The organism is Enterobacter mori (assembly GCF_025244905.1).
In the GTDB taxonomy this organism is placed as follows: domain Bacteria; phylum Pseudomonadota; class Gammaproteobacteria; order Enterobacterales; family Enterobacteriaceae; genus Enterobacter; species Enterobacter mori_A.
This window is the reverse complement of record NZ_CP104285.1, coordinates 1,717,956-1,739,396: the sequence shown is the minus strand read 5'-3', so window position 1 is coordinate 1,739,396 and position 21,441 is coordinate 1,717,956. Positions and strand designations below refer to the sequence as shown.

Genomic DNA, 21,441 nt, shown 5'->3' with positions numbered 1-21,441 from the left:
ACCCGGCGAGCAGTGGAATAATGAGGCCGTTTTCCGTGTTAAATCCAGGTTAAGTAAGGATGTCGACGGAATGACCAATTTTGTCTGACCGATCATCCACGCAGCAATGGCGTAAGACGTATTGATCTTTCAGGCAGTTAGCGGGCTGCGGGTTGCAGTACTTCCCGGTATAAGGATTGTTTTCTGGAGAGTTCTACCCAGGCAATTCCCCTGATAATTGCGCTGTGTTTCCGTATGAAATACAGGCAACCGACACTCTGCGCCTCTTAAGCGAGCGACAACCGTGAGGTTGGCGACGTGAACAGACACGAGGCCATCGGTTCATACCCCGGAAAGCGTCACCTTGCCCGCAGCTTTGTCGTCAATGTAAGAATAACGAGTAAGTTACGATGAAAAGAATGTTAATCAACGCAACTCAGCAAGAAGAGTTGCGTGTCGCCCTTGTGGATGGGCAGCGCCTGTACGATCTGGATATCGAAAGTCCTGGACACGAACAGAAAAAAGCGAACATTTACAAAGGTAAAATCACCCGCATTGAACCAAGCCTTGAAGCTGCATTTGTCGATTACGGTGCTGAGCGTCACGGTTTCCTCCCTCTTAAAGAAATCGCCCGCGAATATTTCCCTGCCAACTACAACGCCCATGGCCGCCCAAACATCAAAGATGTTCTGCGTGAAGGTCAGGAAGTTATCGTCCAGATTGATAAAGAAGAACGTGGCAACAAAGGTGCCGCACTGACTACCTTTATCAGCCTGGCGGGGAGCTATCTGGTTCTGATGCCAAACAACCCGCGTGCGGGTGGTATCTCTCGCCGTATCGAAGGTGATGACCGTACCGAACTGAAAGAAGCGCTGGCAAGTCTTGAGCTGCCGGACGGCATGGGGCTTATCGTGCGTACCGCAGGCGTAGGCAAATCTGCCGAAGCGCTGCAGTGGGACTTAAGCTTCCGTCTGAAGCACTGGGAAGCTATCCAGAAAGCAGCAGAAAGCCGCCCTGCTCCGTTCCTGATCCACCAGGAAAGCAACGTTATCGTGCGTGCCTTCCGTGATTACCTGCGTCAGGACATCGGCGAAATTCTGATTGATAACCCGAAAGTGCTTGAGCTGGCTCGCCAGCACATCGCCGCGCTGGGTCGTCCGGATTTCACCAGCAAAATCAAACTGTACACCGGTGAAATCCCGCTGTTCAGCCACTATCAGATTGAATCCCAGATTGAATCCGCCTTCCAGCGTGAAGTGCGTCTGCCATCCGGTGGTTCTATCGTTATCGATACGACCGAAGCGCTGACCGCTATCGACATCAACTCCGCGCGTGCAACCCGCGGTGGTGATATCGAAGAGACCGCCTTCAACACCAACCTTGAAGCCGCTGATGAAATCGCCCGCCAGCTCCGCCTGCGCGACCTGGGTGGTCTGATCGTTATCGACTTTATCGACATGACCCCTGTTCGTCACCAGCGTGCGGTTGAAAACCGTCTGCGCGAAGCGGTGCGTCAGGACAGGGCGCGTATCCAGATCAGTCATATCTCACGCTTTGGCCTGCTGGAGATGTCCCGTCAGCGTCTGAGTCCATCACTGGGTGAGTCCAGCCATCACGTTTGCCCGCGCTGTTCCGGTACCGGTACCGTGCGTGATAACGAATCGCTGTCCCTCTCTATTCTGCGTCTGATTGAAGAAGAAGCGCTGAAAGAGAACACTAAAGAAGTTCACGCCATTGTGCCGGTGCCCGTTGCCTCTTACCTGCTTAACGAAAAACGTGCAGCGGTAAGTGCAATCGAAGCCCGTCAGGGCGGCGTTCGCTGCATCATCGTGCCAAACGACCAGATGCAGACCCCGCACTATCACGTGCTGCGTGTGCGTAAGGGCGAAGAGACGACCACCCTCAGCTACTTGCTGCCGAAGCTGCATGAAGAAGAGATGGCACTGCCATCCGATGAAGAGCCTGCCGAGCGTAAACTGCCTGAGCAGCCTGCATTAGCCACCTTCATTATGCCGGAAGCACCGCCGGAAGCCGTGCTGGAAAAACCAGCGGCTAAACCTGCTGCGCAAAAACCTGCGCCAGACGTGGCGAAAGCCCAGCCAGAGCAACCAGGTCTTCTGAGCCGCTTCTTCGGCGCGCTGAAGAAGATGTTTGCTGGCGAAGAAGTTCAGCCGGAGCAGCCAAAAGAAGCGCCGAAAGAAGCGAAGCCTGAGCGTCAGCAGGATCGTCGCAAGCGTCAGAACAACCGCCGCGATCGTAATGACCGTAGCGATCGTAACGAGCGTCGCGACAACCGTTCTGACAACAACGAAGGCCGTGAGCAACGCGAAGAAAACCGTCGCAACCGTCGCGAGAAACAACAGCAGAATGTTGAAGATCGCGAAATTCGCCAACCGGCGGGCGATGAGTCCGAGAAGAGCAAACAGCGCGACGAGCAGCAGCCTCGCCGCGAGCGCAATCGTCGTCGCAACGACGAGAAGCGTCAGGCGCAGCAGGAAGTTAAGAACCTGAACCGCGAAGAACCTGTTGAACAGCAAGACGCTGAGCAGGAAGAACGTACTCAGGTTATGCCGCGTCGTAAGCAGCGCCAGCTGAATCAGAAGGTCCGTTTTGCTTCTGAAACTACCGAAGAGACAGCTGTTGTTACGGAAACCGTCGCCGAAAGCGCGCCGCAGACCCAACTGGCGAAAGTTGATCTGCCAGCGGTGGTAGAGAACAACGCCGAGCAGGACGATAACGGCGAAGGTCGTGATAACGCAGGTATGCCGCGTCGTTCACGTCGTTCTCCTCGTCACCTGCGCGTGAGCGGTCAGCGTCGTCGCCGTTATCGTGACGAGCGTTACCCGACTCAGTCTCCAATGCCGTTAGCCATCGCATGTGCGTCACCTGAAATGGCCTCCGGTAAAGTCTGGATCCGCTACCCGGTTGCTCGCCCGGAGCAGATTGTTGAAGAACAGTCTGTCACCGAAGAGGTGATTGCACCTGTAGTTGCAGCTGAAGACGTTGTGGCGGCAGCAGCGGCGGTGGTTGAGCCGCAGGTGATTGAGCCGCAGGCTGTGGAAGCCGAAGTCCCACACGTGGTTGAAGTGGAAACCACCCATCCTGAAGTGATTGCTGCTCCGGTTGATGCCGCACCGCAGTTCATCGCCGAAGAAGACACGGTCGTGGCCGAAGAGGTTGCTGAAGAAGTTGAAGCCGCCGCGCCGGTTGAAGACACCGCTGACGCTGTTATCGAAACGGTGACAGAAGACGTGGTTCAGGAGGTTGAACTTGATGTTGAACCGGTTCGTGAAGCCGAAGAAGCTCCAGCGCCTGAGGTGAAACCAGCGCCAGAGGTGAAACCAGCGCCAGAGGTGAAACCATCGCCAGTGGTTGCTGCGCCAGCGGCAGCACACGTTGCAACGGCACCCATGACTCGCGCACCTGCGCCGGAGTACGTGCCGGAAGCACCGCGTCAAAGCGACTGGGTTCGCCCGGAGTTCAACTTTGACGGCAAAGGTTCCGCAGGTGGTCACAGCGCGACACATCAGGCGACTGCACCGGCAACCCGCCCCCAGTCTGTTGAGTAACACGCGTTAAGACGAAAAGCCGACCTCAGGGTCGGCTTTTTTATTGCGCATTTGCCGGCTTTCTCATTCCGGCTATACCCGGCATCACCTGCTTCATCATCTCCAGAAAACGACGCAAGCGCGCCGGATAGTACCGCGACCACGGATAAACCAGATGGACGGGCAGCGCCGTGGGTTGCCACTCTGGCAGAAGAGGGATCAAGCGCCCTTGCTGGATATCCTCTTTCACCGTCCAGCTTGATACCAGCGCCACCCCCAGCCCGGTCAGAGCCGTATTTCGCGCCACGTACAGGCTGTCCGTGCTCAGACGCGGCGTAATGGCAATGCGTGTCGGCTGCGCTGCACCATCAAACAACTCAACATGTCGCTGGTAGAAGGTACTGATGGCAATCCAGGGCAGCGCCTGCAAATCCTCTGGCTTACTAACTTTTGGGAAACGAGCCAGCAACGCCGGAGAGGCGACGACGGAGCGTGGCACTTCAGCCAGCTGTACGGAAACCGTCGCGGGATCGACCTCGGCACCCACGCGGATTGCGCAGTCAATATTGTCGCTGAGGAAATCCACCGACTTATCATTCAACATCCACTCAACGGAAAGCTGAGGATAGCGCTGCAAAAATTCCGTCAACGGTTTCAGAAGCTGTTCCTGACCAAAGGCGTGCGGTGCCCGCACCCGCAATACCCCAACCGGTTCATCCTCCGCCTGCCCGACTTCATCTTCCAGCGCAAGCCAGCTGTCAATCACCCGCCGGGCATGCTGATAACAGCGTTCACCGTCGTCAGTGAGCCTGGTGGCATGGGTGGTACGCAGCAGCAGGCGAGCCCCCAGTAAAGTTTCCAGCGACTGCAAACGGCGACTTACCGTGGCCTGAGTCGTCGAGAGCTGCCTTGCCGCTGCCGAGAGCGAGCCGGTTTCCACGATGCGAACAAAAGTTCGCATCAATTCAACCCTGTCTATACGCTCAACTCGCTTCATACTTTCCTCTGCCATACGTTTAACGTATAAGCGTTTTACCATCGGCCCGTCTACCGCCGCAAGGCGTGGTGATAAAAAATAGCCTCACACTATGACTGAGGAACGTCTTATGAACACAACAACTGCCTCCCATGCCGTGAGCCGCTGGGTGATTTTAATGCTGGCTCTGGGTGCGGGTTTCAGCGTGGCATCCATTTACTATGCACAGCCTTTGCTGCCGCTGATGGGCGCAGACCTTCATTTGAGTATTGAAGGAATGGGCCTGGTTCCGACGCTGACCCAGGCCGGCTACGCGCTCGGCATCCTCTTCCTGCTGCCGCTTGGCGATCGTCATGACCGCAGGACGCTGATTCTGATTAAAAGTGCCGCCCTGGCACTGTTTCTTCTGGGCTGTAGTCTCACCGGGCAACTCCCTTCGCTGCTGCTGGCAAGCCTGCTGATTGGCATGGCCGCCACTATGGCGCAGGATATCGTTCCCGCTGCCGCTATCCTCGCCCCTGAAGGTAAACAGGGGAAAACCGTGGGTACCGTCATGACAGGTCTGCTGCTGGGCATATTGTTGTCGCGAACCGTCAGCGGCGTGGTCGGTGAAGCCTTTGGCTGGCGGATGATGTATCAGCTGGCTGCAGCAAGCATTGCCTTTGTCGGCGCGGTGATGTGGGCCGTACTCCCACGTTTTGCTATTCACTCCACGCTGAGCTATCCCGCTCTGATGCGTTCCATGGAGCATCTGTGGCGTCGTTACCCGGCACTGCGTCGCGCGGCGCTGGCTCAGGGTTTTCTGTCGATTGCCTTTAGCGCATTCTGGTCAACGCTGGCCGTGATGCTGCTGGAACGCTACCACCTGGGCAGCGCCGTGGCGGGCGGGTTTGGTATCGCAGGTGCCGCCGGGGCATTAGCCGCGCCGCTGGCAGGCGGGCTGGCGGATAGACTGGGTGCAGGAAAAGTGACACAGCTGGGTGCCGCGCTCGTCACCGTCTCGTTTGCGCTGATGTTCCTGATGCCCGCCCTCGGCGTCCACGGACAACTGATCCTGATTGCCGTCTCCGCCGTCGGTTTTGACCTGGGCCTGCAGTCAAGCCTGGTGGCACACCAGAATCTGGTCTACAGCCTTGAACCGCAGGCACGCGGCCGCCTGAACGCCCTGCTCTTTACGGTGGTGTTCATCGGAATGGCGCTAGGCTCGGCGCTCGGCAGCAAAATTTATACACTGGCTGGCTGGTCTGGCGTGGTGGCGTTGGCAACCCTGTGCGGCGTTATTGCCCTGGTCATCAGACTGATCGAAAACGCCCGGGTAACATCCGCTCAGGCTGAAACCGTGTAAAAAAAATGCCCAGTCCATGCGGACTGGGCAGTCAAAACATGCCCAGTTTCAAGACATGTTCTAAGAGGTCAAGACGTTATTTATTCATCTGGAACAGCGACATCCCCTGCATATCGCTAAACGCCTTATAGGAAGCCTGCAGGGCCGCCTGCTGCATAGAGTAAGAAGAGATCACCGAGTTCCAGTCCACATCGACCAGGTCGCTCATCTGCTGCGTTTGGCCCAAAGCACGGTCATCACCCAGCGAATCCAGTTTGCCCAGTTCATCCAGTTTAATCCCCAGGTCAGCACGTACCGTCAGCACGTTGTTCAGCGAGTTGCTCAGGCCACGGTTGGCTTTATCCATCGCCGCCGTAAACGCATCGGCTTTTGTCTGGTCGCCTTCAACCGGCGTATTCAGCGCAGCGATAGCGGTATCCAGGATCTTAAAAAGGTTGGTTTCCGGCGCGCTGCCGTCCGGTTCCGGTTTCGCGTTACTGGTGAAGGTATCGAAAACTTCACTGCCCGTGTGGCTGATTTGCATGGTACGCGCGGCGTCAACCTGCTGGCTGATTGGCGTAGCGCCGCCGTTATAGGTGCCGGTCGTCTGGTCGAAAGCCGCGGCTTCCGTTTTGTAACCCGCAAAAATATAGCGTCCATTGCCATCGGTGCTGTTTGCCAGGTTCATCAGCTGATCGCGGATACCCTGCAGGTTGGTGGCAAGCGACTGTCGGTCATCATCGCTCAGGGTTCCGTTACCGGCGTTAACCACTTTTTCCTGCGCGGTGATAATCGCATTCGTCACCTCTTTCAGCACGTTCTCTTCCAGCGATACCTTGGTCGTGGCGAAAGAACGCGCCAGCGCATACTGGCTGTTCTGCGTCTGCGCCTGGGAGAGCACAACGGCCTGAGAAGCCGCAATCGGGTCATCGGAAGGACGGTTTACGCGCTTGCCGGTTGACATCTGCTCGCCATAGCCCAGCCAGAGACTCTGGGAGTTCGTCACTCCGCGCATGCTCTGCTCATACATCATTTGAGTACTAATACGCATTTTTTAACCCCGGCCTTAGCGAATGTTGATCAACGCATCAAACAGCGTGCTTGCCGTTTGCAGAACCTGCGCATTCGCCAGGTAGTACTGCTGATAGCGCTGCAGGTTGCCGTATTCTTCATCCAGGTTAACCCCGGAAATCGACTGCTGCTGTTTGGTCAGCTGCGTCACCACGTTGTCTTTCGTAGCGCTGCTGGTTTTCAGCGATGCCGTGGTGCTCCCCACCGTACTGACCAGTGACGCATAGGCATCGTTGAAGGTTTTGTTATTCCCCACCAGCTTCGCGCTCTGCAGATCCAACAGTTTTTGGCCGTTGGTATTGTCGCTATCGCCGCTGTCGCTGGCGGAGGCCATCGCCAGTTTGGATTCATCGCTAATCGCGACGTCCATATTCATAATGACGTCATTCACCGGTTTCACGATGAAGCTGTCTTTCTGGTTGGCCGCACCGGTGATGTTCACGTTCAGACCGTCAAACGACAAGTTACCGCTGCCGTCCGGCGTAGCCGTAAAGCTGGTTTTGTCAGACAGACGCGTGACCGTCCAGTTGGTCCCGTTGTACTCAACTTTATAGTTCGTCGCCTGAACCGCAGAGCTGTCCGTTACGCTCGCCGTTACCGACGCGCTGCCGGTATTTTTGCTGTTACTCAGCACGGAAGGTGAACCGAAGTCGAACAGCTTGCCGCCCGCGTCGCCGTTGGCGTCGAACCCGGCTTCATGCTGTGTGTTCATCGCGTCGGCAAACGCCAACGCCATCTGGTTAAGGGTGTTACGCGCTTTATCCAGATCTTCAGAACGGAAGGTCAACAGTCCACCCAGTGACCCTGTGGTGATCTGCTTTTCCGGGATCTCAACGTTTCCAGACGCTGCATCCACGTAGGCAATCGTGGTGCGTGACGGGTCAGCACTGGATTTCACCGCAGCCAGCTGGCTGGCAGTGCTGCCCTGCACCAGGGTATAACCGTTCGCGATGGAGATATTGTACGTACCGCTGTCCTGCACGGTCACGTCCACACCCACAATCTTATTCAGCTCGCTCACCAGCTGATCGCGCTGATCGAGCAGTTCATTTGGCGATGCGCCTGCGCCAACGCCGGTCAGACGGGAAATCTGATCGTTAAGGTTGGCTATCTGCTTCGCATAGTTGTTGATCTGATCCACGCTAGTGGTGATCGCGGTGTTCACCTGGGCATCCTGATCGCGAAGATATTGATCGTTGGTTTTAAACTGGTTTACCAGGCCATCCGCTTTGCCGATCACCGTCTGGCGCGCTGCCGGATCTTCGGCGTTACTCACCAGCGTTTGCAGGCTCTTGAAGAAATCTTGCAGCGTGGTTGAGAGCGAGTTGGTGGTATCAGACAGCACGTCGTCAATCTTTGACATCTGCTGATAGCGCGTTGTCAGCCCGCTGCTCTGCGTCTGTGCGGCGCGCAGCTGGTTGGTAATGAAGGCGTCATACTCACGCTGCACGCCGGAGACATAAACCCCGTTCCCCACCCAGCCACCGCCGGTCAGCGTGCTGTTAGCCGCGCCCAGAATGGTGTTCTGGCGGGTGTAACCTGCCACGTTATAGCTTGAAATATTATTACTTACGGTATTAAGTGCCGCCTGTGCCGCACTGAGGCCACTCATGGCGCTGTTAATCAAACTGGACATGGGGGTTCCTTTTATACTTTCAGACACGAGTCCTGATGAAGGTTATCGGCAGCCTCCACCGGGACTTGAGAACTTTCAGAACAGATTTTCAATATCGGTGCTATAGGCTTTACTCACCTTCTCACCCATCGATTTCAGCTGCTGGATCATGCTGGTGAGCTTGCGCGCATAGTTCGGATCGGTAGCGTATCCCGCATTCTGCAATGCCTGCGCGCCCTGCTCCGGCGTCGATGCCTGCGTCACGGCGGTATAACGCGGATTTCGGCTTAACAGGCCGACATAATCTGACAATGCTTCAAGGTAGGAACTGTAAACACGGAATTTGGCTTTAACCTTCACTGCCGCGCCGTTTTCGTATTCGGTAGTGGTGATCTCGGTTGTCGGCCCCTTCCAGCTGGAGGTGGCTTTCACGCCAAAGATGTTGAAGCTCGGTTCGCCGTTTTCCTTACGGATCTGACGCTGGCCCCAGCCCGACTCCAGCGCCGCCTGGGCCAGGATCAGGTGATGCGGTACCCCGCTCTGCTCGCTGGCCAGCCGCGCAGGCAGAGAAAGCTGCGCAAGGAAGTCTTTACTGTCGCCAGAGAGCGGCTCGTCGCGCGTCTCTGCGGGCTTCGGCATAGCCTTACGCACCATCTGCGTCAGCGCCTGGTTCTGATAACTGGTCACCGTTTCGATGTCGAACTTCATCGGCACCTGTTGCGGCTGATCCTCAGGCTGAATACCCTGCGCGGCAGCGGTCTGTTTGACAATCATGTCAGCCAGTCCGAGCCCTTTACCTGCGGTCATCTGCTGCGCAATCTGCTGGTCATACATGCTGGTGTAAAGCCGCGTGGAATCGCTGCTGAACATCCCGTCTTTCGGCAGGGTCTCACGCATGCTTTTCAGCATCATCTGTACGAACATCCCCTCCACCTGGCGGGCAACCGGGCGGATATTCGCCGCCGGGTCTTTGCCTGCTTTGGTTTTCAGTTCGTTCAGCGACTGGGCATCCCAGGCGGCACCGGTCAGCAGTTTGCTATCGGTCAGCATTAGATGATTTCCAGCTTCGCGCGCAGGCAACCTGCACTTTGCATCGATTGCAGAATCGACATCAGATCCATCGGCGTCGCGCCCAGCGCATTCAGGGCGCGCACCACGCTGTTCAGGTTCGCGCTGGAACGCACGCTTTGCAGCGAGCCGCCGCTCTGGCGCAAATCAATCTGCGTTTGTGGTGTCACCACCGTCTGACCGCCACCAAATGGCGTGTCCGGCTGGCTGACGTTGGCAGAGCGGTTCACCGTCACGGAGAGGTTACCCTGCGCCACGGCACAGCTGTCCAGCGACACTTCGCGGTTCATCACCACCGACCCGGTGCGTGAGTTGATGATGACTTTGGCATCCTGCACCGGCACGTTCACTTCCATATTCTGGATATCCGCCAGCATACGCACCTGGTTGCTGTTACCCGAAGAGGTCCGGATCTGCACGGTACGCGCGTCCAGCGCCGTGGCGCTACCATAGCCGCGGCTGCGGTTGATGGTGTCGGCAATTTGCTGCGCCATAGTGAAGTCTTCATTGTTGAGCTGCAGGTTGATGGTGTTTCCTGCCCCAAACTGGGTCGGCAGCTCGCGCTCGATGATGGCCCCGTTGGTGATGCGCCCGCCGTTCAGCTGGTTCACCTGCACGCTGCTCCCGCCCGCTGAGGCACCGGCACCACCAACCAGAATGTTACCCTGCGCCAGGGCATAGACCTGGCTGTCGACGCCCTTAAGCGGAGTCATCAACAGCGTGCCGCCGCGCAGGCTTTTGGCGTTACCCATGGAAGAGACCACCACGTCGATGGTCTGCCCCTGACGCGCGAACGCCGGATAGGACGCGGTCACCATCACCGCAGCCACATTTTTCAGCTGCATGTTGGTCCCCGCAGGCACAGTAATGCCAAGCTGCGAAAGCATGTTGTTCAGGCTCTGGGTGGTGAACGGCGTTTGGGTGGTCTGGTCACCCGTACCGTCCAGCCCCACCACCAGGCCATAGCCAATTAGCGAGTTCTCACGCACGCCCTGAACGCTGGTCAGGTCGCGAATACGGTCAGCCTGAGCGAAGGTTGCCACCAGCGCCAGCGCCACGGCGAAGATCGTTTTAAACATGGGTCACCTCGCTTACATCGGCGATAAGTTAAGGAAGAAACGCTGCAGCCAGCCCATATTTTGCGCTTCATTGATATAGCCGTTACCGACGTATTCAATGCGCGCATCCGCCACCTGGGTGGACGGTACGGTATTGGTGCCGCTGATGGTGCGAGGGTTAACCACACCGGAGAAGCGAATGAACTCAGTGCCCTGGTTAATGGCGATCTGTTTTTCACCCACAACGTGTAAATTGCCGTTAACCAGTACCTGGTCAACCGTCACCGTCAGCGTGCCGCTGAAGGTGTTACTGGCGTTCGCGCCACCTTTACCGTTAAAGGTATTGCCGCCAGACGCCTCAACATCCGCACGCGCATTGCCGAACAGGCCCTGCAGATAGCGTGGAACGGTGTCGAAGCCAAAATTGGTTTTGCCATCGCGGCTGGCGTTCGCCGACGAGCTTTTGCTCGCACTGACGTTTTCCTGCAGCACAATGGTCAGCGTATCGCCGACGTTACGCGGGCGACGATCTTCAAACAGCGGCTGATAGCCGTAGTTAATCGGCTGTGCGGTCTGGAAAATGGAGCCGTTCACCACGGGCGCAGGGCCGGGAACGGGCTGGGCGGTCGTCGCACCCTCGACCAATGGTTTAGACGGGATCCAGGCACACCCGCTGAGGGTTACGGCCAGAACAGTCAGTATCGGATAACGAAACGCCGCGTTTTTTTGCATTGCCTTCATCTTCGAAAACAGGGAGCCGGTGCGGCGTTGACCGCACCGGACTGCACCTTAGAGTTGCGTCAGTTTCTGCAGCATCTGGTCGGTCGTCGACACTGCTTTACTGTTAATTTCATACGCGCGCTGAACCTGGATCATATTCACCAGCTCTTCCGCCACGTTAACGTTCGAGGTTTCAACATAACCCTGATACAGCAGACCCGCGCCGTTCAGCCCCGGCGTGCTCTCATTTGGCGTACCGGAGGACTGGGTTTCGGTGTAGAGGTTCTCACCAATGCTTTCCAGGCCGGTATCGTTCATGAAGGTGGTCAGGTTGAGCTGTCCAACCTGAACGGGCGCGGCCTGACCCTGCTGGGTGACGCTCACGATACCGTCGCGCCCGATAGTGATGCTCAGGGCATTCGCCGGAATGGTGATTGCAGGCTGAACCTGGAAACCGCCCGCCGTCACCAGCTGACCGTTCTGATCCACCTGGAATGAGCCATCACGGGTATAGGCCGAGGTACCGTCAGGCAGTTGCACCTGGAAGAAGCCCTGCCCTTTAATGGCCACATCTTTACTGTTGTTGGTCTGAGACAGGTTGCCCTGGCTGTGCAGACGCTCGGTCGCCACCGGACGCACGCCGGTACCAATCTGCAAACCGGACGGCAGCGTCGTTTGCTCAGAAGACTGAGCACCCGGCTGGCGAATGGTTTGATAAAGCAAATCTTCGAAAACCGCACGCTGACGCTTGAAACCATTGGTGCTGACGTTTGCCAGGTTGTTGGCAATCACATCCATGTTGGTTTGCTGCGCGTCCAGGCCTGTTTTCGCGATCCATAAAGAACTGATCATAAGGAGTCCTGTTAACTCATAGCCAGAAGTTGGTTAGCCTTGCTCGCGTTTTCATCCACGCTGCTGATAATTTTCATCTGCATTTCAAAACGGCGGGCGCTGGCAATCATGTCGGTCATGGCTTCAACCGGCTTGACGTTACTGCCTTCCAGCACGCCGGACATCACGCGAATGCTCGGGTCAGCCTGGAGCGTAGCGCCACGGGTGGCCTGTGCCGCCTGGGTCAGACGGAACATGCCGTCATCGCCGCGCTGCACCTCTTTGCCTTCCGCTTTTACCAGCTTCAGACGCCCGACGGGCGCAACGGTATTGGCCGGGTCGCCCGGGTTCAACGCCGAGATGGTGCCGTCTGCCGCGATGGTCAGCTCTGAGCCTTCCGGTACCGTAAGCGGACCGGCTTCGCCCATCACCGGATGGCCCTGAATGGTCAACTGCCCGGTTGCGCTCACCTGGATATTACCGTTACGGGTATAGCCTTCGCCGCCGTCTGCCGTTTGCACCGCCAGCCAGCCGTCCTGCTGAAGGGCAACGTCTAATGGACGCGAGGTGTAATCCATCTGGCCCGGCGTCATATCGGCACCGGGAGTGGATGCCGTCACCAGCGTACGCGTAGGCAATGAAAGCCCTTCGACCGGCACTGCACGCAGCGCATTAAGCTGCGCGCGAAAGCCCGGCGTAGAGGCATTAGCCAGGTTACTGGCGGTAACGGCCTGCTGATTGAGCGTCTGGCTTGCCGCGCCCATCGCTGTATATATTGCGTGATCCATTGCGCGTTCCTGTTAGCCGCTTAACGCAGGTTAACCAGCGTGTTGAGGATCTGATCCTGCGTTTTGATGGTCTGCGCGTTCGACTGGTAGTTACGCTGCGCGACAATCATGTTCACCAGCTCTTTACTCAGGTCCACGTTAGAGGCTTCCAGCGCGCCGTTGGTCAGCGTACCGAAGTTACCGGTACCCGCCGTGCCGAGCAGCGCAACGCCCGAAGACTGGGTGGCAGACCACACGTTATCGCCTTCTGACTGCAGCCCTTCATTGTTGGCGAAGTTTGCCAACACGATCTGGCCCAGCACCTGCGTCTGCTCGTTGGAGTAGTTACCCACAACGGTACCGTCGTCGTTAATCTGGTAGCTCACCAGATCGCCCGGCTTGTAGCCGTTCTGGGTGGTCCCGACAACGTTGTTGGCACCGGTATTCTGCTGCATGGAGTTCTGGAAGCTCAGAGAGAACGTCGCAGGCGTCGCGCCGCTCACCGACCCGGTAGTGATGTTGATAGCCGGGGTGGCGTTTGGCGTTCCGCTCAGTACGCCAGCCGCGTTGTAGTTGTACACGCCCGCCAGGTTACCGTTGCTGTCAAAGTTCATTTGAGCGGCTTTGGTTGCTGGCGAACCGGCAACGCTACCGTCCTGGGTGTACAGATCCCATTTGTTGTCTGCTGTTTTGACGTAGTAGACATACATATTGTGGGCGTTACCCTGGGTATCGAATACGGTCACGGTCCCTTTTTTGTTGTAGGTATCCGGGTTAGTCGCATCGAAAGCGGCAGTCTGCGCATCATCCGTGGAGTTCAGGTTGATCTGCTGGGTTGCCGTTGTGGTCGCCTTCGCGGCCATCAGGGTGTTAGGGATGGTAATCGCCTGTGGATTCGCACCGGTCTGCACCGTTGGTGGCGTACCCGCAACCGGATAGCCGGTCAACTGCATCCCCTGCATGTTCACCAGGGTACGGTTTTCGTCGAGCTTAAACTGGCCGTTACGGCTGTAGAAAACAGAGCCGTTGGAATCCACCATACGGAAGAAACCGTTCTGGCTGATGGCAACGTCCAGGCCACGACCGGTATTGGTGGTAGTACCGTCGGTAAAGTCCTGAGTGATGCCCGCGACTTTCACGCCCAGGCCGACTTTAGAGCCTGCAAACATATCGGCAAACGAGGCCGAACCGGATTTAAAACCATAGGTCGCGGAGTTGGCGATGTTGTTGCCAATGACGTCCAGGTTGGTGGCCGCAGCATTCAGGCCGCTGACCGCTTGAGAAAAGGCCATGACTTACTCCTGATAAGTGTAAAGGCTTAGATAATCTGCCGAACTTCGTCGAGTGTGGTGGTACCAGAGGTACCCAAATCCAGTTTGTTGCCATCGCTACTTTTGATGACGCCCTGAACCAGTGCAAACTGCAGCGGCTGCGCAACCAGTTGGGTGGTCCCGCTGCTGGCGCTGATCGCCACCTTATAGGAACCGTTTGGCGCTTTGGTGCCGTCGGTCAGGCTGCCATCCCAGGTGAAGGTATGCACACCTGCTTTCAACTCACCGATGTCGATGGTGCGTACCACGGCACCGGTCGAGTCGGTGATCGTCGCGGTCACTTTGTCAGCCGCCTGCTGCAGCTCAACGCCAAACGGCGTGGTAGTGGTAGTTGAGGTGCCATCGGTGGTGCTGGTACCCGCCAGAATGGTGGTCCCCGGGATCATCACCCCGTGACCAATCAGGTTGGCTGCCTGCAAAGACTGGCTGTTGTCGATTTGACCGGAGACGGAGCCGAGCGTGGTATTCAGTTTCTCAATGCCGCTCACGGTACTGATCTGCGCAAGCTGCGTGGTCAGTTCGTTGTTCTGCATCGGGTTGGTAGGATCCTGGTTCTTCAGCTGCGCCACCAGCAGCGTTAAAAAGCTGCTTTGCAGATCGTTAGCACTGCTTCCGGTCAGGGAGCTGGAACCGGAGGTCGTACTGGCACCGCTGACCCCCGTATTCGTTGGGTCATTCATACTGACGGCAATGGACATGCGTGTCTCCTTTACTGGCCGAGCGTGAGTGTTTTGAGCATCATGCTCTTCACGGTGTTGAGCACTTCGACGTTTGCCTGATAGCTGCGCGAGGCGGACATCGAGTTCACCATCTCACCGACCACATCCACGTTAGGCATCTTCACGTAACCACTGGCATCGGCGAGCGGGTTGCCCGGTTCATACACCAGCTTATCCGGTGCCTGGCTCTCCACCACGTCAGAGACTTTCACGCCGCCTGTTGCCGCACCCGGTGCAGCATCGACCTGAAAGACCACCTGTTTCGCTTTATAGGGCTGTCCGTCAGGACCGGTTACGCTGTCGGCGTTAGCGAGGTTACTGGCGGCAACGTTCAGACGCTTGGACTGTGCCGTTAACGCCGAACCGGCGATATCAAAAATATTCAGCAAAGCCATGGATTAGTTGCCCCCTTGCAGGACGGTCATCATGCCTTTAATTTGTCCGCCGAGTAGGGTCAGGCCCGTCTGGTACTGCAGGCTGTTATCGGCGAACTGCGTACGCTCCCGGTCCATGTCGACGGTGTTGCCGTCAAGCGATGGCTGGTCGGGAATGCGATAAAGTAAATCGGTCGTTGGCGCGGTCATCGCCTGAGCAGGAATATGGCGTGAGGATGTCAGTGCAAGTGCGACACCCGTTCCTTCGGCACGTCCACGCTCCATCACTTTTTTAAGTTCACTGGAAAAATCAATATCGCGCGCCTGATACCCCGGGGTATCAGCGTTGGCAATATTGGCGGCTAAAATCTCCTGCCGCTGGGCGCGTAAATTGAGCGCTTCCTGCTGAAAACGTAACGCGGCGTCGAGTTTATCGAGCATGTCTCCTCCGCTGATGGCAAAATTTCAGTTCACAGCTTAAATCTCACCCCGTCTCCCCTATCGACGGAATAAGCGCAAAATGCGTCGCTATTTATTGCGTTGATGTAAAACCACTGCGGGTAGAATCCTCTCAATTCTGGAAACGGTGGGATGTGCAATGCGGACGATAAAACGAGGCCTGGCGGCAACCTTATTGCTTTTAAGCCCTCTGGCGCAGGCTGAAAACTTACAGGCTCAGTTGACGGCCTTTTTTGCACAGCAGCTGGCGGGCTTTAGCGATGAAGTCAGCGTCACCGTGCGCACGCCGTCCAATCTCTATCCCTCCTGCGAGCAGCCCTCATTCACCGTGACCGGCGCGACAAAGCTGTGGGGTAACGTGAACGTGCTGGCGCGCTGCACCAACGAAAAACGCTATTTACAGGTTGCGGTTCAGGCGACGGGAAATTATGTTGTTGCCGCCGCGCCCATTGCCCGCGGCAGCGTACTGCAGGCCAGCAGCGTGACGCTTAAGCGCGGTCGACTGGATCAGCTTCCGCCGCGAACGATGCTGGACATAAACCAGGCACAGGACGCGGTCAGCCTGCGCGATATGGCACCAGGCCAGGCCATTCAACTCTCCATGCTGCGTAAAGCGTGGCGGGTGAAAGCGGGTCAACAGGTGATGGTGGTTGCCAACGGAGACGGCTTTAGTATCAACAGTGAAGGTAAGGCATTAAACAATGCCGCCGTGGCGCAAAATGCCCGGGTCAGAATGTCTTCAGGCCAGGTGGTTAGCGGGACCGTCGATTCTGATGGGAATATTCTGATTAACCTATAATCTTTTTAAAGATTTCGCGGTGCCTGCCGATAAATATTCAACTAATGATGATGTCAGGCGCAAACGCCGCGAACCCTCGATGAGGACAACACTATGAGCATTGATCGTACATCAGCCCTGAAGCCGGTTAGTACTGTACAACCTCGCGAAACGAATGACGCACCCGCGCAGAAAACGCGTCTGGAAAAACCGTCTACGGCTAACAGCACCAGCGTGACCTTAAGCGACGCGCAGTCCAAACTGATGCAGCCGGGCAGCAGCGATATCAACATGGAACGTGTTGAAGCGCTGAAAACGGCCATTCGTAACGGCGAGCTGAAAATGGATACAAGCAAAATCGCTGACGCGCTGATCGAGGAAGCGCAGAGTTTCTTACAGAGTAAATAACCGTATGAGTCGACTGTCAGAAATACTGGATCAAATGACGGTTGTCCTGAACGACCTGAAAACGGTAATGGATGCTGAACAACAACACCTGTCTTCGGGTCAAATCAACGGCAGCGCGTTGCAACGCATTACTGAAGACAAAAGTTCGCTTCTGGCGACGCTGGATTACCTTGAGCATCAGCGACGCGCTGAACAGGATCAGAAGCGCAGCGCCAACGATGAAATTGTCGAACGCTGGCAAACGATTACGGAAAAAACCCAGCATCTGCGCGATCTCAACCAGCATAACGGTTGGTTACTTGAGGGGCAGATGGTGCGTAATCAGCAGGCTCTGGAAGTATTAAAGCCACATAAAGAGCCTGGGCTGTACGGTGCGGATGGTCAGACGGCCGCGGCACGGATTACGGGCGGGAAAAAGATTTCGATTTGACGCCTTAGCGGCAAATCAGGCTGTGGGGAGCACCATAAGGTGAACTCCCCTTTTGGCGTTTATGCCGTCCGGCGGGTGAACTCTTTCACCTTGAATCCCAACACCGCGAGCGTGGCGAAGTATGCCACCACGCCGACCACCACAACGGCCATCAGGCGCATCAGGCGGAATGGCATGGTACCCGCTGACCAGTCCGGCATGACATACAGCATGCCCAGCAATGCCGCCGACATCACCAGCACCGCGATCACCAGACGCACAAGAAAACGCGCCCAGCCCGGCTGCGGCGTGAAAATATCTTGTTTACGCAGCTGCCAGTACAGCAGCCCGGCATTCAGGCAGGCCGCCAGACCAATCGACAGCGCCAGCCCGGCATGTCTCAGCGGACCAATAAACGCCAGGTTCATCAACTGGGTCATAATCAGCGTCACAATGGCGATTTTTACCGGCGTTTTGATGTCCTGGCGTGAATAGAATCCCGGCGCCAGCACTTTCACGACAATCAGCCCCATCAACCCTACCGAATAGGCAATTAGCGCCTGCTGGGTCATGGCGGCGTCATGGGCGGTAAATTTACCGTACTGGAACAGCGACACCGTCAGCGGTTTCGCCAGAATCCCCAGCGCCACCGCACTCGGCAGCGCCAGCAGGAAGCAGAGACGCAGCCCCCAGTCCATCAGGCGGCAATACTCATCGTGGTTGCCGCTGGCAAAGCTTTTGGAGAGCGACGGGAGCAGAATCGTCCCCAGCGCCACGCCCAGCACGCCGGATGGAAACTCCATCAGACGGTCAGCGTAGTACATCCAGGAGACCGAGCCTGACACCAGGAAAGAGGCAAAAATGGTGTTGATGATGAGCGAGATCTGGCTGACGGAAACCCCGAGGATCGCGGGCCCCATCTGCTTAATAACCCGCATCGCACCGGCATCTTTAAGGTTGATACGCGGCAGGACCAGCATGCCGATTTTCTTCAGGTGCGGCAGCTGATATGCAAGCTGCAGCACGCCGCCCACGGTCACGGCCCAGGCCAGCGCCAGCACCGGCGGGTTGAAATGCGGGGCGGCAAACAGCGCAAAGCCGATCATGCTGACGTTAAGGAATGTCGGCGCAAACGCCGGGACGGAGAAGCGGTTCCAGGTATTGAGTATCGCCCCCACCAGCGAGGCCAGCGAGATCAGCAGAATATAGGGGAAAGTAATACGCAGCAGCTGCGAGGTCAGGGCAAATTTATCCGCCGTATCCGCAAAGCCCGGTGCCGTCACCATAATCACCCAGGGCGCGGCCAGCATCCCGATGACGGTCACCACCGCCAGCGCCAGGGTCAGTAGCCCCGAGACGTAAGAGACAAAAACGCGGGTCGCGTCCTCGCCCTGCTTGCTTTTATATTCTGCGAGAATCGGCACGAAAGCCTGGGAAAAAGCGCCTTCCGCAAAAATACGGCGTAATAAGTTCGGCAATTTGAACGCGACGAAAAAGGCGTCCGTGGCCATCCCTGCACCAAATACCCTTGCCACAATGGCGTCGCGCGCAAAGCCGAGCACGCGGGAAAACATGGTCATCGAGCTGACGGCCGCCAGCGATTTTAATAAGTTCATTAACGTGAATTTCCAGAACCATACGGATTTGTAGACCGGGTAAGCGTAAGCGCCACCCGGCAAAGCCAACAAGCGGCGCTTAGTCTAACCGGATTTCAACGAATTACTATCCGCAGATGTTACAGCGAGTTATTCACTCATGGCGTCGCGCCAGAGCCTTTCCACAATGCGCTGCGCCAGAATCGCCTGCTCGCCGGAGGTTTCAGGAACCGTCTGATTTTGCACGCAGGTGATAAAGTGACGAGCACACCCGACAAAACCGCGCTGCTCCAGCGTGCTCTGCCAGCCGGGAACGGGCAGCGTCACCACGCCGTTGCCCTTCTCTTCTCGCCACTCACGCATGTCCGTAATGTCGACCAGCGCGCCGTCGGTCACCGCCTGCACGGATTCACGCTGGCTACCGGCCCGACGGTGCATGCTGGTGGTCACCTGAAGATGCTCAACGGCAAAGTGGTGTTCCGCATAGACCATCTGCCCCTGATCGTTTGTCAGCAGAGTGCCGCTTTTCAGCTGTGCATTGCCGTCCGTCAGCCATAACGCCGTATCCACGACGTGAAGATAATCATCCAGCAGGGTGAAACGCAGATCGTTCGGCCCGACGCTGTCGGTGCGGTGCTTATCCATCCGCAGCGAGGCAAGCGTGCCCGACTGCGCCTTAAGCTGCTGATAAAGCGGCGCGAAGCGGCGGTTGAAGCCCACCATGAGCGTCAGCTTTTTGCGCGCGGCAAGCTCAATCAGCCGTTCGGCATCCTGAACATTTTCAGCAAGTGGCTTATCTACACAGACGTGGACACCCGCGTTAAGCAGTTCACTCACCACCTGATAGTGCGTTGCCGTTGAGGTATGCACAAATACCGCATCGCACTCGCGGGCTAACGCCTGAAGCGAGCCGGCATACGGAATGCGCCAGGTTTCACAGATGCGCTCGGCCTTCTCACGCGTGGGCGACCAGGCCCCCTGCAGCGTCCAGTCAGATGCTGCGCCCAAAACCGGTAGCCACGCTTTTTGCGCGATACCGCCCAGACCGACCACGCCAATGCGTAATTTTTTCACTGTTAGTCTCCCAGATGTACCAGCAACGCATCCAGACGCTGTTTTAGCCCGGCGACCTCTTCTTCCAGCGCCTCTACGCGCGCGGCAAGGCTATCATTGCCTGCAGGGAGATCCGATTCAGCCATCGCGCTAGCGGCTTCAACGTCACCGCTGAAGAGATGCATATAGCGGCTTTCGCGTTTTCCCGGCTCGCGCGCCAGACGCACCACGTAAGGGCCATCCTCACGAGCAGCCAGCCCCTCAAGCGTCTGTTCGACCTCCTGCATGTCGCTGAACTCATGCATGCGGGAAGCTCGCGTCCGCAGTTCCCCCGGGGTTTGTGCCCCGCGCAGCAGCAGCGTCGCGATCACCGCTACCTCGGCGCTACTGAGTTTAAGGTCGCCAAATTCAGAGTTACAAAAGCGCTGTTCATATTTAGTGACGCGATTACCGAAACCGCTGACGGTGCGCAGGTAGTGGCGTTTAACCAGCGCATCCAGCACGTCCTGAACATCATGCTCGCTGAGGTTCATGACCGGCTCACGGTTGGTTTTTTGGTTGCAGGCCATCGTCACGGCATTGACCGAAAGCGGATACTGTTCCGGCGTGGTGATCTGTTTTTCCAGCAGGCTGCCGACAACGCGCGCTTCTGCACCGCTTAACTGATATTTCATCTTTTCTCCTTAACGACCTGCAGTCCAGTCCGGGGTGGTTAATGCGGTGAGAACATGATCGCGCCATTCGCCATCGATAAGAAGATAGTCTTTGGCGTAGCCCTCTTTCTCAAAGCCTAAGCGCGCCAGCAAATCCCCGCTGCGCTGATTATGCGGCATGTAGTTTGCCATAATACGGTGGATATGTTGCGTGCGTTGCATGTAGCGGATCGCCGCCGTTAACGCCTCAAACATCAGCCCCTGCCCCTGCCATTTCTGACCAATGGAGTAGCCGAGATAACAGGCGTGGAACGATCCGCGCACTACGTTAGAAAAATTGGCGATGCCGATAATCTCTTTTTCTTCCGGATCCAGCAGCGCGAAATAGAACGCGCTGCCCTGTTTGTGAAATTCCGCGATCATACTGAGACGCGCCTGCCAGCCTGAGGGGTAACAATGGCTTTCATCCCGAACGGGTTCCCAGGGTTTTAAAAACTGGCGATTCTCGGCGTAATAATCCGCCAGACGCCAGGCATCACGCTCATGCACCAGACGAACGACGAGCCTGTCCGTTGTCAGACGCACTTTTGGCACATTGCTGCGATAGCCAAACATCGATACCACTCCTTCCCGTCACTTCTGTTCTACCCATTAGCTTTACTATACCTGCGCCTGCGCCGTCTGTGAAAACAGTGACATACCATT

Annotated in this window: 21 protein-coding genes; 5 read left to right on the top strand and 16 right to left on the bottom strand. The window is 56.9% G+C overall.

Going from position 1 to position 21,441, the window contains the following annotated elements; genetic code table 11:
• The first annotated feature begins 389 nt into the window (after positions 1 to 389).
• On the top strand, positions 390 to 3,548 hold the full coding sequence (rne, locus tag N2K86_RS08175; RefSeq protein WP_260661102.1) for a ribonuclease E: 3,159 nt from the start codon (positions 390 to 392) through the stop codon (positions 3,546 to 3,548).
• A 40-nt stretch (positions 3,549 to 3,588) separates the two neighbouring features.
• Here the strand turns inward: rne and N2K86_RS08170 are convergent, their stop codons facing one another.
• Positions 3,589 to 4,566, bottom strand: coding sequence for a LysR family transcriptional regulator (locus N2K86_RS08170; protein ID WP_407065276.1), 978 nt, complete (start codon positions 4,564 to 4,566; stop codon positions 3,589 to 3,591).
• A gap of 67 nt (positions 4,567 to 4,633) precedes the next feature.
• On the opposite strand from N2K86_RS08170, the gene N2K86_RS08165 reads away from it, so the two are divergent.
• Positions 4,634 to 5,848, top strand: coding sequence for an MFS transporter (locus tag N2K86_RS08165; protein ID WP_260661100.1), 1,215 nt, complete (start codon positions 4,634 to 4,636; stop codon positions 5,846 to 5,848).
• A gap of 76 nt (positions 5,849 to 5,924) precedes the next feature.
• Here N2K86_RS08165 and flgL read toward each other — a convergent pair whose 3' ends face one another.
• The 11 genes from flgL to flgB all read right to left on the bottom strand — a co-directional run bounded on the left by flgL (position 5,925) and on the right by flgB (position 15,822).
• Positions 5,925 to 6,878 (bottom strand): flagellar hook-associated protein FlgL, encoded by a 954-nt coding sequence (flgL, locus tag N2K86_RS08160; protein ID WP_260661099.1) that lies wholly within the window; start codon positions 6,876 to 6,878, stop codon positions 5,925 to 5,927.
• Between the two features lie 15 nt (positions 6,879 to 6,893).
• Entirely contained in the window at positions 6,894 to 8,534 is a 1,641-nt protein-coding gene (flgK, locus tag N2K86_RS08155) for a flagellar hook-associated protein FlgK (protein ID WP_010429667.1), read from the bottom strand.
• Positions 8,535 to 8,609: 75 nt separating this feature from the next.
• Positions 8,610 to 9,563, bottom strand: a complete 954-nt coding sequence (gene flgJ, locus N2K86_RS08150; protein ID WP_221549659.1) for a flagellar assembly peptidoglycan hydrolase FlgJ — start codon at positions 9,561 to 9,563, stop codon at positions 8,610 to 8,612.
• Positions 9,563 to 10,660 (bottom strand): flagellar basal body P-ring protein FlgI, encoded by a 1,098-nt coding sequence (locus N2K86_RS08145; protein ID WP_238459521.1) that lies wholly within the window; start codon positions 10,658 to 10,660, stop codon positions 9,563 to 9,565. Before N2K86_RS08145 ends, flgJ begins: the two co-directional genes overlap by 1 nt.
• A gap of 12 nt (positions 10,661 to 10,672) precedes the next feature.
• Positions 10,673 to 11,371 carry a flagellar basal body L-ring protein FlgH gene (gene flgH / locus N2K86_RS08140; RefSeq protein WP_126543703.1) on the bottom strand — a complete coding sequence of 233 codons (699 nt, stop codon included), beginning with the start codon at positions 11,369 to 11,371 and terminating at the stop codon, positions 10,673 to 10,675.
• Positions 11,372 to 11,428: 57 nt separating this feature from the next.
• Complete coding sequence (gene flgG / locus N2K86_RS08135; RefSeq protein WP_000625853.1) at positions 11,429 to 12,211, bottom strand: flagellar basal-body rod protein FlgG; 783 nt, start codon at positions 12,209 to 12,211, stop codon at positions 11,429 to 11,431.
• Positions 12,212 to 12,222: 11 nt separating this feature from the next.
• Positions 12,223 to 12,978, bottom strand: coding sequence for a flagellar basal body rod protein FlgF (locus N2K86_RS08130; protein ID WP_010429655.1), 756 nt, complete (start codon positions 12,976 to 12,978; stop codon positions 12,223 to 12,225).
• A 20-nt stretch (positions 12,979 to 12,998) separates the two neighbouring features.
• Positions 12,999 to 14,249, bottom strand: coding sequence for a flagellar hook protein FlgE (gene flgE, locus N2K86_RS08125; RefSeq protein WP_260661098.1), 1,251 nt, complete (start codon positions 14,247 to 14,249; stop codon positions 12,999 to 13,001).
• 26 nt (positions 14,250 to 14,275) lie between these two features.
• Positions 14,276 to 14,986 carry a flagellar hook assembly protein FlgD gene (gene flgD, locus N2K86_RS08120; RefSeq protein ID WP_260661097.1) on the bottom strand — a complete coding sequence of 237 codons (711 nt, stop codon included), beginning with the start codon at positions 14,984 to 14,986 and terminating at the stop codon, positions 14,276 to 14,278.
• Between the two features lie 11 nt (positions 14,987 to 14,997).
• Positions 14,998 to 15,402, bottom strand: coding sequence for a flagellar basal body rod protein FlgC (gene flgC / locus N2K86_RS08115; RefSeq protein WP_010429647.1), 405 nt, complete (start codon positions 15,400 to 15,402; stop codon positions 14,998 to 15,000).
• A 3-nt stretch (positions 15,403 to 15,405) separates the two neighbouring features.
• The gene (gene flgB, locus N2K86_RS08110; RefSeq protein WP_010429643.1) at positions 15,406 to 15,822 is read right to left on the bottom strand and encodes a flagellar basal body rod protein FlgB; all 417 of its coding nucleotides are present in this window, start codon (positions 15,820 to 15,822) and stop codon (positions 15,406 to 15,408) included.
• A gap of 157 nt (positions 15,823 to 15,979) precedes the next feature.
• On the opposite strand from flgB, the gene flgA reads away from it, so the two are divergent.
• The 3 genes from flgA (at position 15,980) to flgN (ending at position 17,456) form a co-directional block, all read left to right on the top strand.
• Positions 15,980 to 16,639 carry a flagellar basal body P-ring formation chaperone FlgA gene (flgA, locus tag N2K86_RS08105; protein ID WP_260661096.1) on the top strand — a complete coding sequence of 220 codons (660 nt, stop codon included), beginning with the start codon at positions 15,980 to 15,982 and terminating at the stop codon, positions 16,637 to 16,639.
• Between the two features lie 93 nt (positions 16,640 to 16,732).
• Complete coding sequence (gene flgM, locus N2K86_RS08100) at positions 16,733 to 17,026, top strand: flagellar biosynthesis anti-sigma factor FlgM (protein ID WP_010429637.1); 294 nt, start codon at positions 16,733 to 16,735, stop codon at positions 17,024 to 17,026.
• A gap of 4 nt (positions 17,027 to 17,030) precedes the next feature.
• Complete coding sequence (gene flgN, locus N2K86_RS08095) at positions 17,031 to 17,456, top strand: flagella biosynthesis chaperone FlgN (protein WP_260661095.1); 426 nt, start codon at positions 17,031 to 17,033, stop codon at positions 17,454 to 17,456.
• Between the two features lie 59 nt (positions 17,457 to 17,515).
• Here flgN and murJ read toward each other — a convergent pair whose 3' ends face one another.
• The 4 genes from murJ to rimJ all read right to left on the bottom strand — a co-directional run bounded on the left by murJ (position 17,516) and on the right by rimJ (position 21,351).
• Positions 17,516 to 19,051, bottom strand: coding sequence for a murein biosynthesis integral membrane protein MurJ (gene murJ, locus N2K86_RS08090; protein WP_260661094.1), 1,536 nt, complete (start codon positions 19,049 to 19,051; stop codon positions 17,516 to 17,518).
• Between the two features lie 129 nt (positions 19,052 to 19,180).
• Positions 19,181 to 20,104 (bottom strand): Gfo/Idh/MocA family protein, encoded by a 924-nt coding sequence (locus N2K86_RS08085; protein ID WP_260661093.1) that lies wholly within the window; start codon positions 20,102 to 20,104, stop codon positions 19,181 to 19,183.
• 2 nt (positions 20,105 to 20,106) lie between these two features.
• Positions 20,107 to 20,757 (bottom strand): YceH family protein, encoded by a 651-nt coding sequence (locus tag N2K86_RS08080; protein WP_260661092.1) that lies wholly within the window; start codon positions 20,755 to 20,757, stop codon positions 20,107 to 20,109.
• Between the two features lie 9 nt (positions 20,758 to 20,766).
• Positions 20,767 to 21,351, bottom strand: a complete 585-nt coding sequence (gene rimJ, locus N2K86_RS08075; RefSeq protein WP_010429626.1) for a ribosomal protein S5-alanine N-acetyltransferase — start codon at positions 21,349 to 21,351, stop codon at positions 20,767 to 20,769.
• Positions 21,352 to 21,441: the final 90 nt, after the last annotated feature.

Bases quoted from the DNA above. Each gene is read 5' to 3' on its own strand.
- rne (WP_260661102.1), top strand. From the start codon at position 390: ATGAAAAGAATGTTAATCAACGCAACTCAGCAAGAAGAGTTGCGTGTC.
- N2K86_RS08170 (WP_407065276.1), bottom strand. From the start codon at position 4,566: ATGGTAAAACGCTTATACGTTAAACGTATGGCAGAGGAAAGTATGAAG.
- N2K86_RS08165 (WP_260661100.1), top strand. From the start codon at position 4,634: ATGAACACAACAACTGCCTCCCATGCCGTGAGCCGCTGGGTGATTTTA.
- flgL (WP_260661099.1), bottom strand. From the start codon at position 6,878: ATGCGTATTAGTACTCAAATGATGTATGAGCAGAGCATGCGCGGAGTG.
- flgK (WP_010429667.1), bottom strand. From the start codon at position 8,534: ATGTCCAGTTTGATTAACAGCGCCATGAGTGGCCTCAGTGCGGCACAG.
- flgJ (WP_221549659.1), bottom strand. From the start codon at position 9,563: ATGCTGACCGATAGCAAACTGCTGACCGGTGCCGCCTGGGATGCCCAG.
- N2K86_RS08145 (WP_238459521.1), bottom strand. From the start codon at position 10,660: ATGTTTAAAACGATCTTCGCCGTGGCGCTGGCGCTGGTGGCAACCTTC.
- flgH (WP_126543703.1), bottom strand. From the start codon at position 11,371: ATGCAAAAAAACGCGGCGTTTCGTTATCCGATACTGACTGTTCTGGCC.
- flgG (WP_000625853.1), bottom strand. From the start codon at position 12,211: ATGATCAGTTCTTTATGGATCGCGAAAACAGGCCTGGACGCGCAGCAA.
- N2K86_RS08130 (WP_010429655.1), bottom strand. From the start codon at position 12,978: ATGGATCACGCAATATATACAGCGATGGGCGCGGCAAGCCAGACGCTC.
- flgE (WP_260661098.1), bottom strand. From the start codon at position 14,249: ATGGCCTTTTCTCAAGCGGTCAGCGGCCTGAATGCTGCGGCCACCAAC.
- flgD (WP_260661097.1), bottom strand. From the start codon at position 14,986: ATGTCCATTGCCGTCAGTATGAATGACCCAACGAATACGGGGGTCAGC.
- flgC (WP_010429647.1), bottom strand. From the start codon at position 15,402: ATGGCTTTGCTGAATATTTTTGATATCGCCGGTTCGGCGTTAACGGCA.
- flgB (WP_010429643.1), bottom strand. From the start codon at position 15,822: ATGCTCGATAAACTCGACGCCGCGTTACGTTTTCAGCAGGAAGCGCTC.
- flgA (WP_260661096.1), top strand. From the start codon at position 15,980: ATGCGGACGATAAAACGAGGCCTGGCGGCAACCTTATTGCTTTTAAGC.
- flgM (WP_010429637.1), top strand. From the start codon at position 16,733: ATGAGCATTGATCGTACATCAGCCCTGAAGCCGGTTAGTACTGTACAA.
- flgN (WP_260661095.1), top strand. From the start codon at position 17,031: ATGAGTCGACTGTCAGAAATACTGGATCAAATGACGGTTGTCCTGAAC.
- murJ (WP_260661094.1), bottom strand. From the start codon at position 19,051: ATGAACTTATTAAAATCGCTGGCGGCCGTCAGCTCGATGACCATGTTT.
- N2K86_RS08080 (WP_260661092.1), bottom strand. From the start codon at position 20,757: ATGAAATATCAGTTAAGCGGTGCAGAAGCGCGCGTTGTCGGCAGCCTG.
- rimJ (WP_010429626.1), bottom strand. From the start codon at position 21,351: ATGTTTGGCTATCGCAGCAATGTGCCAAAAGTGCGTCTGACAACGGAC.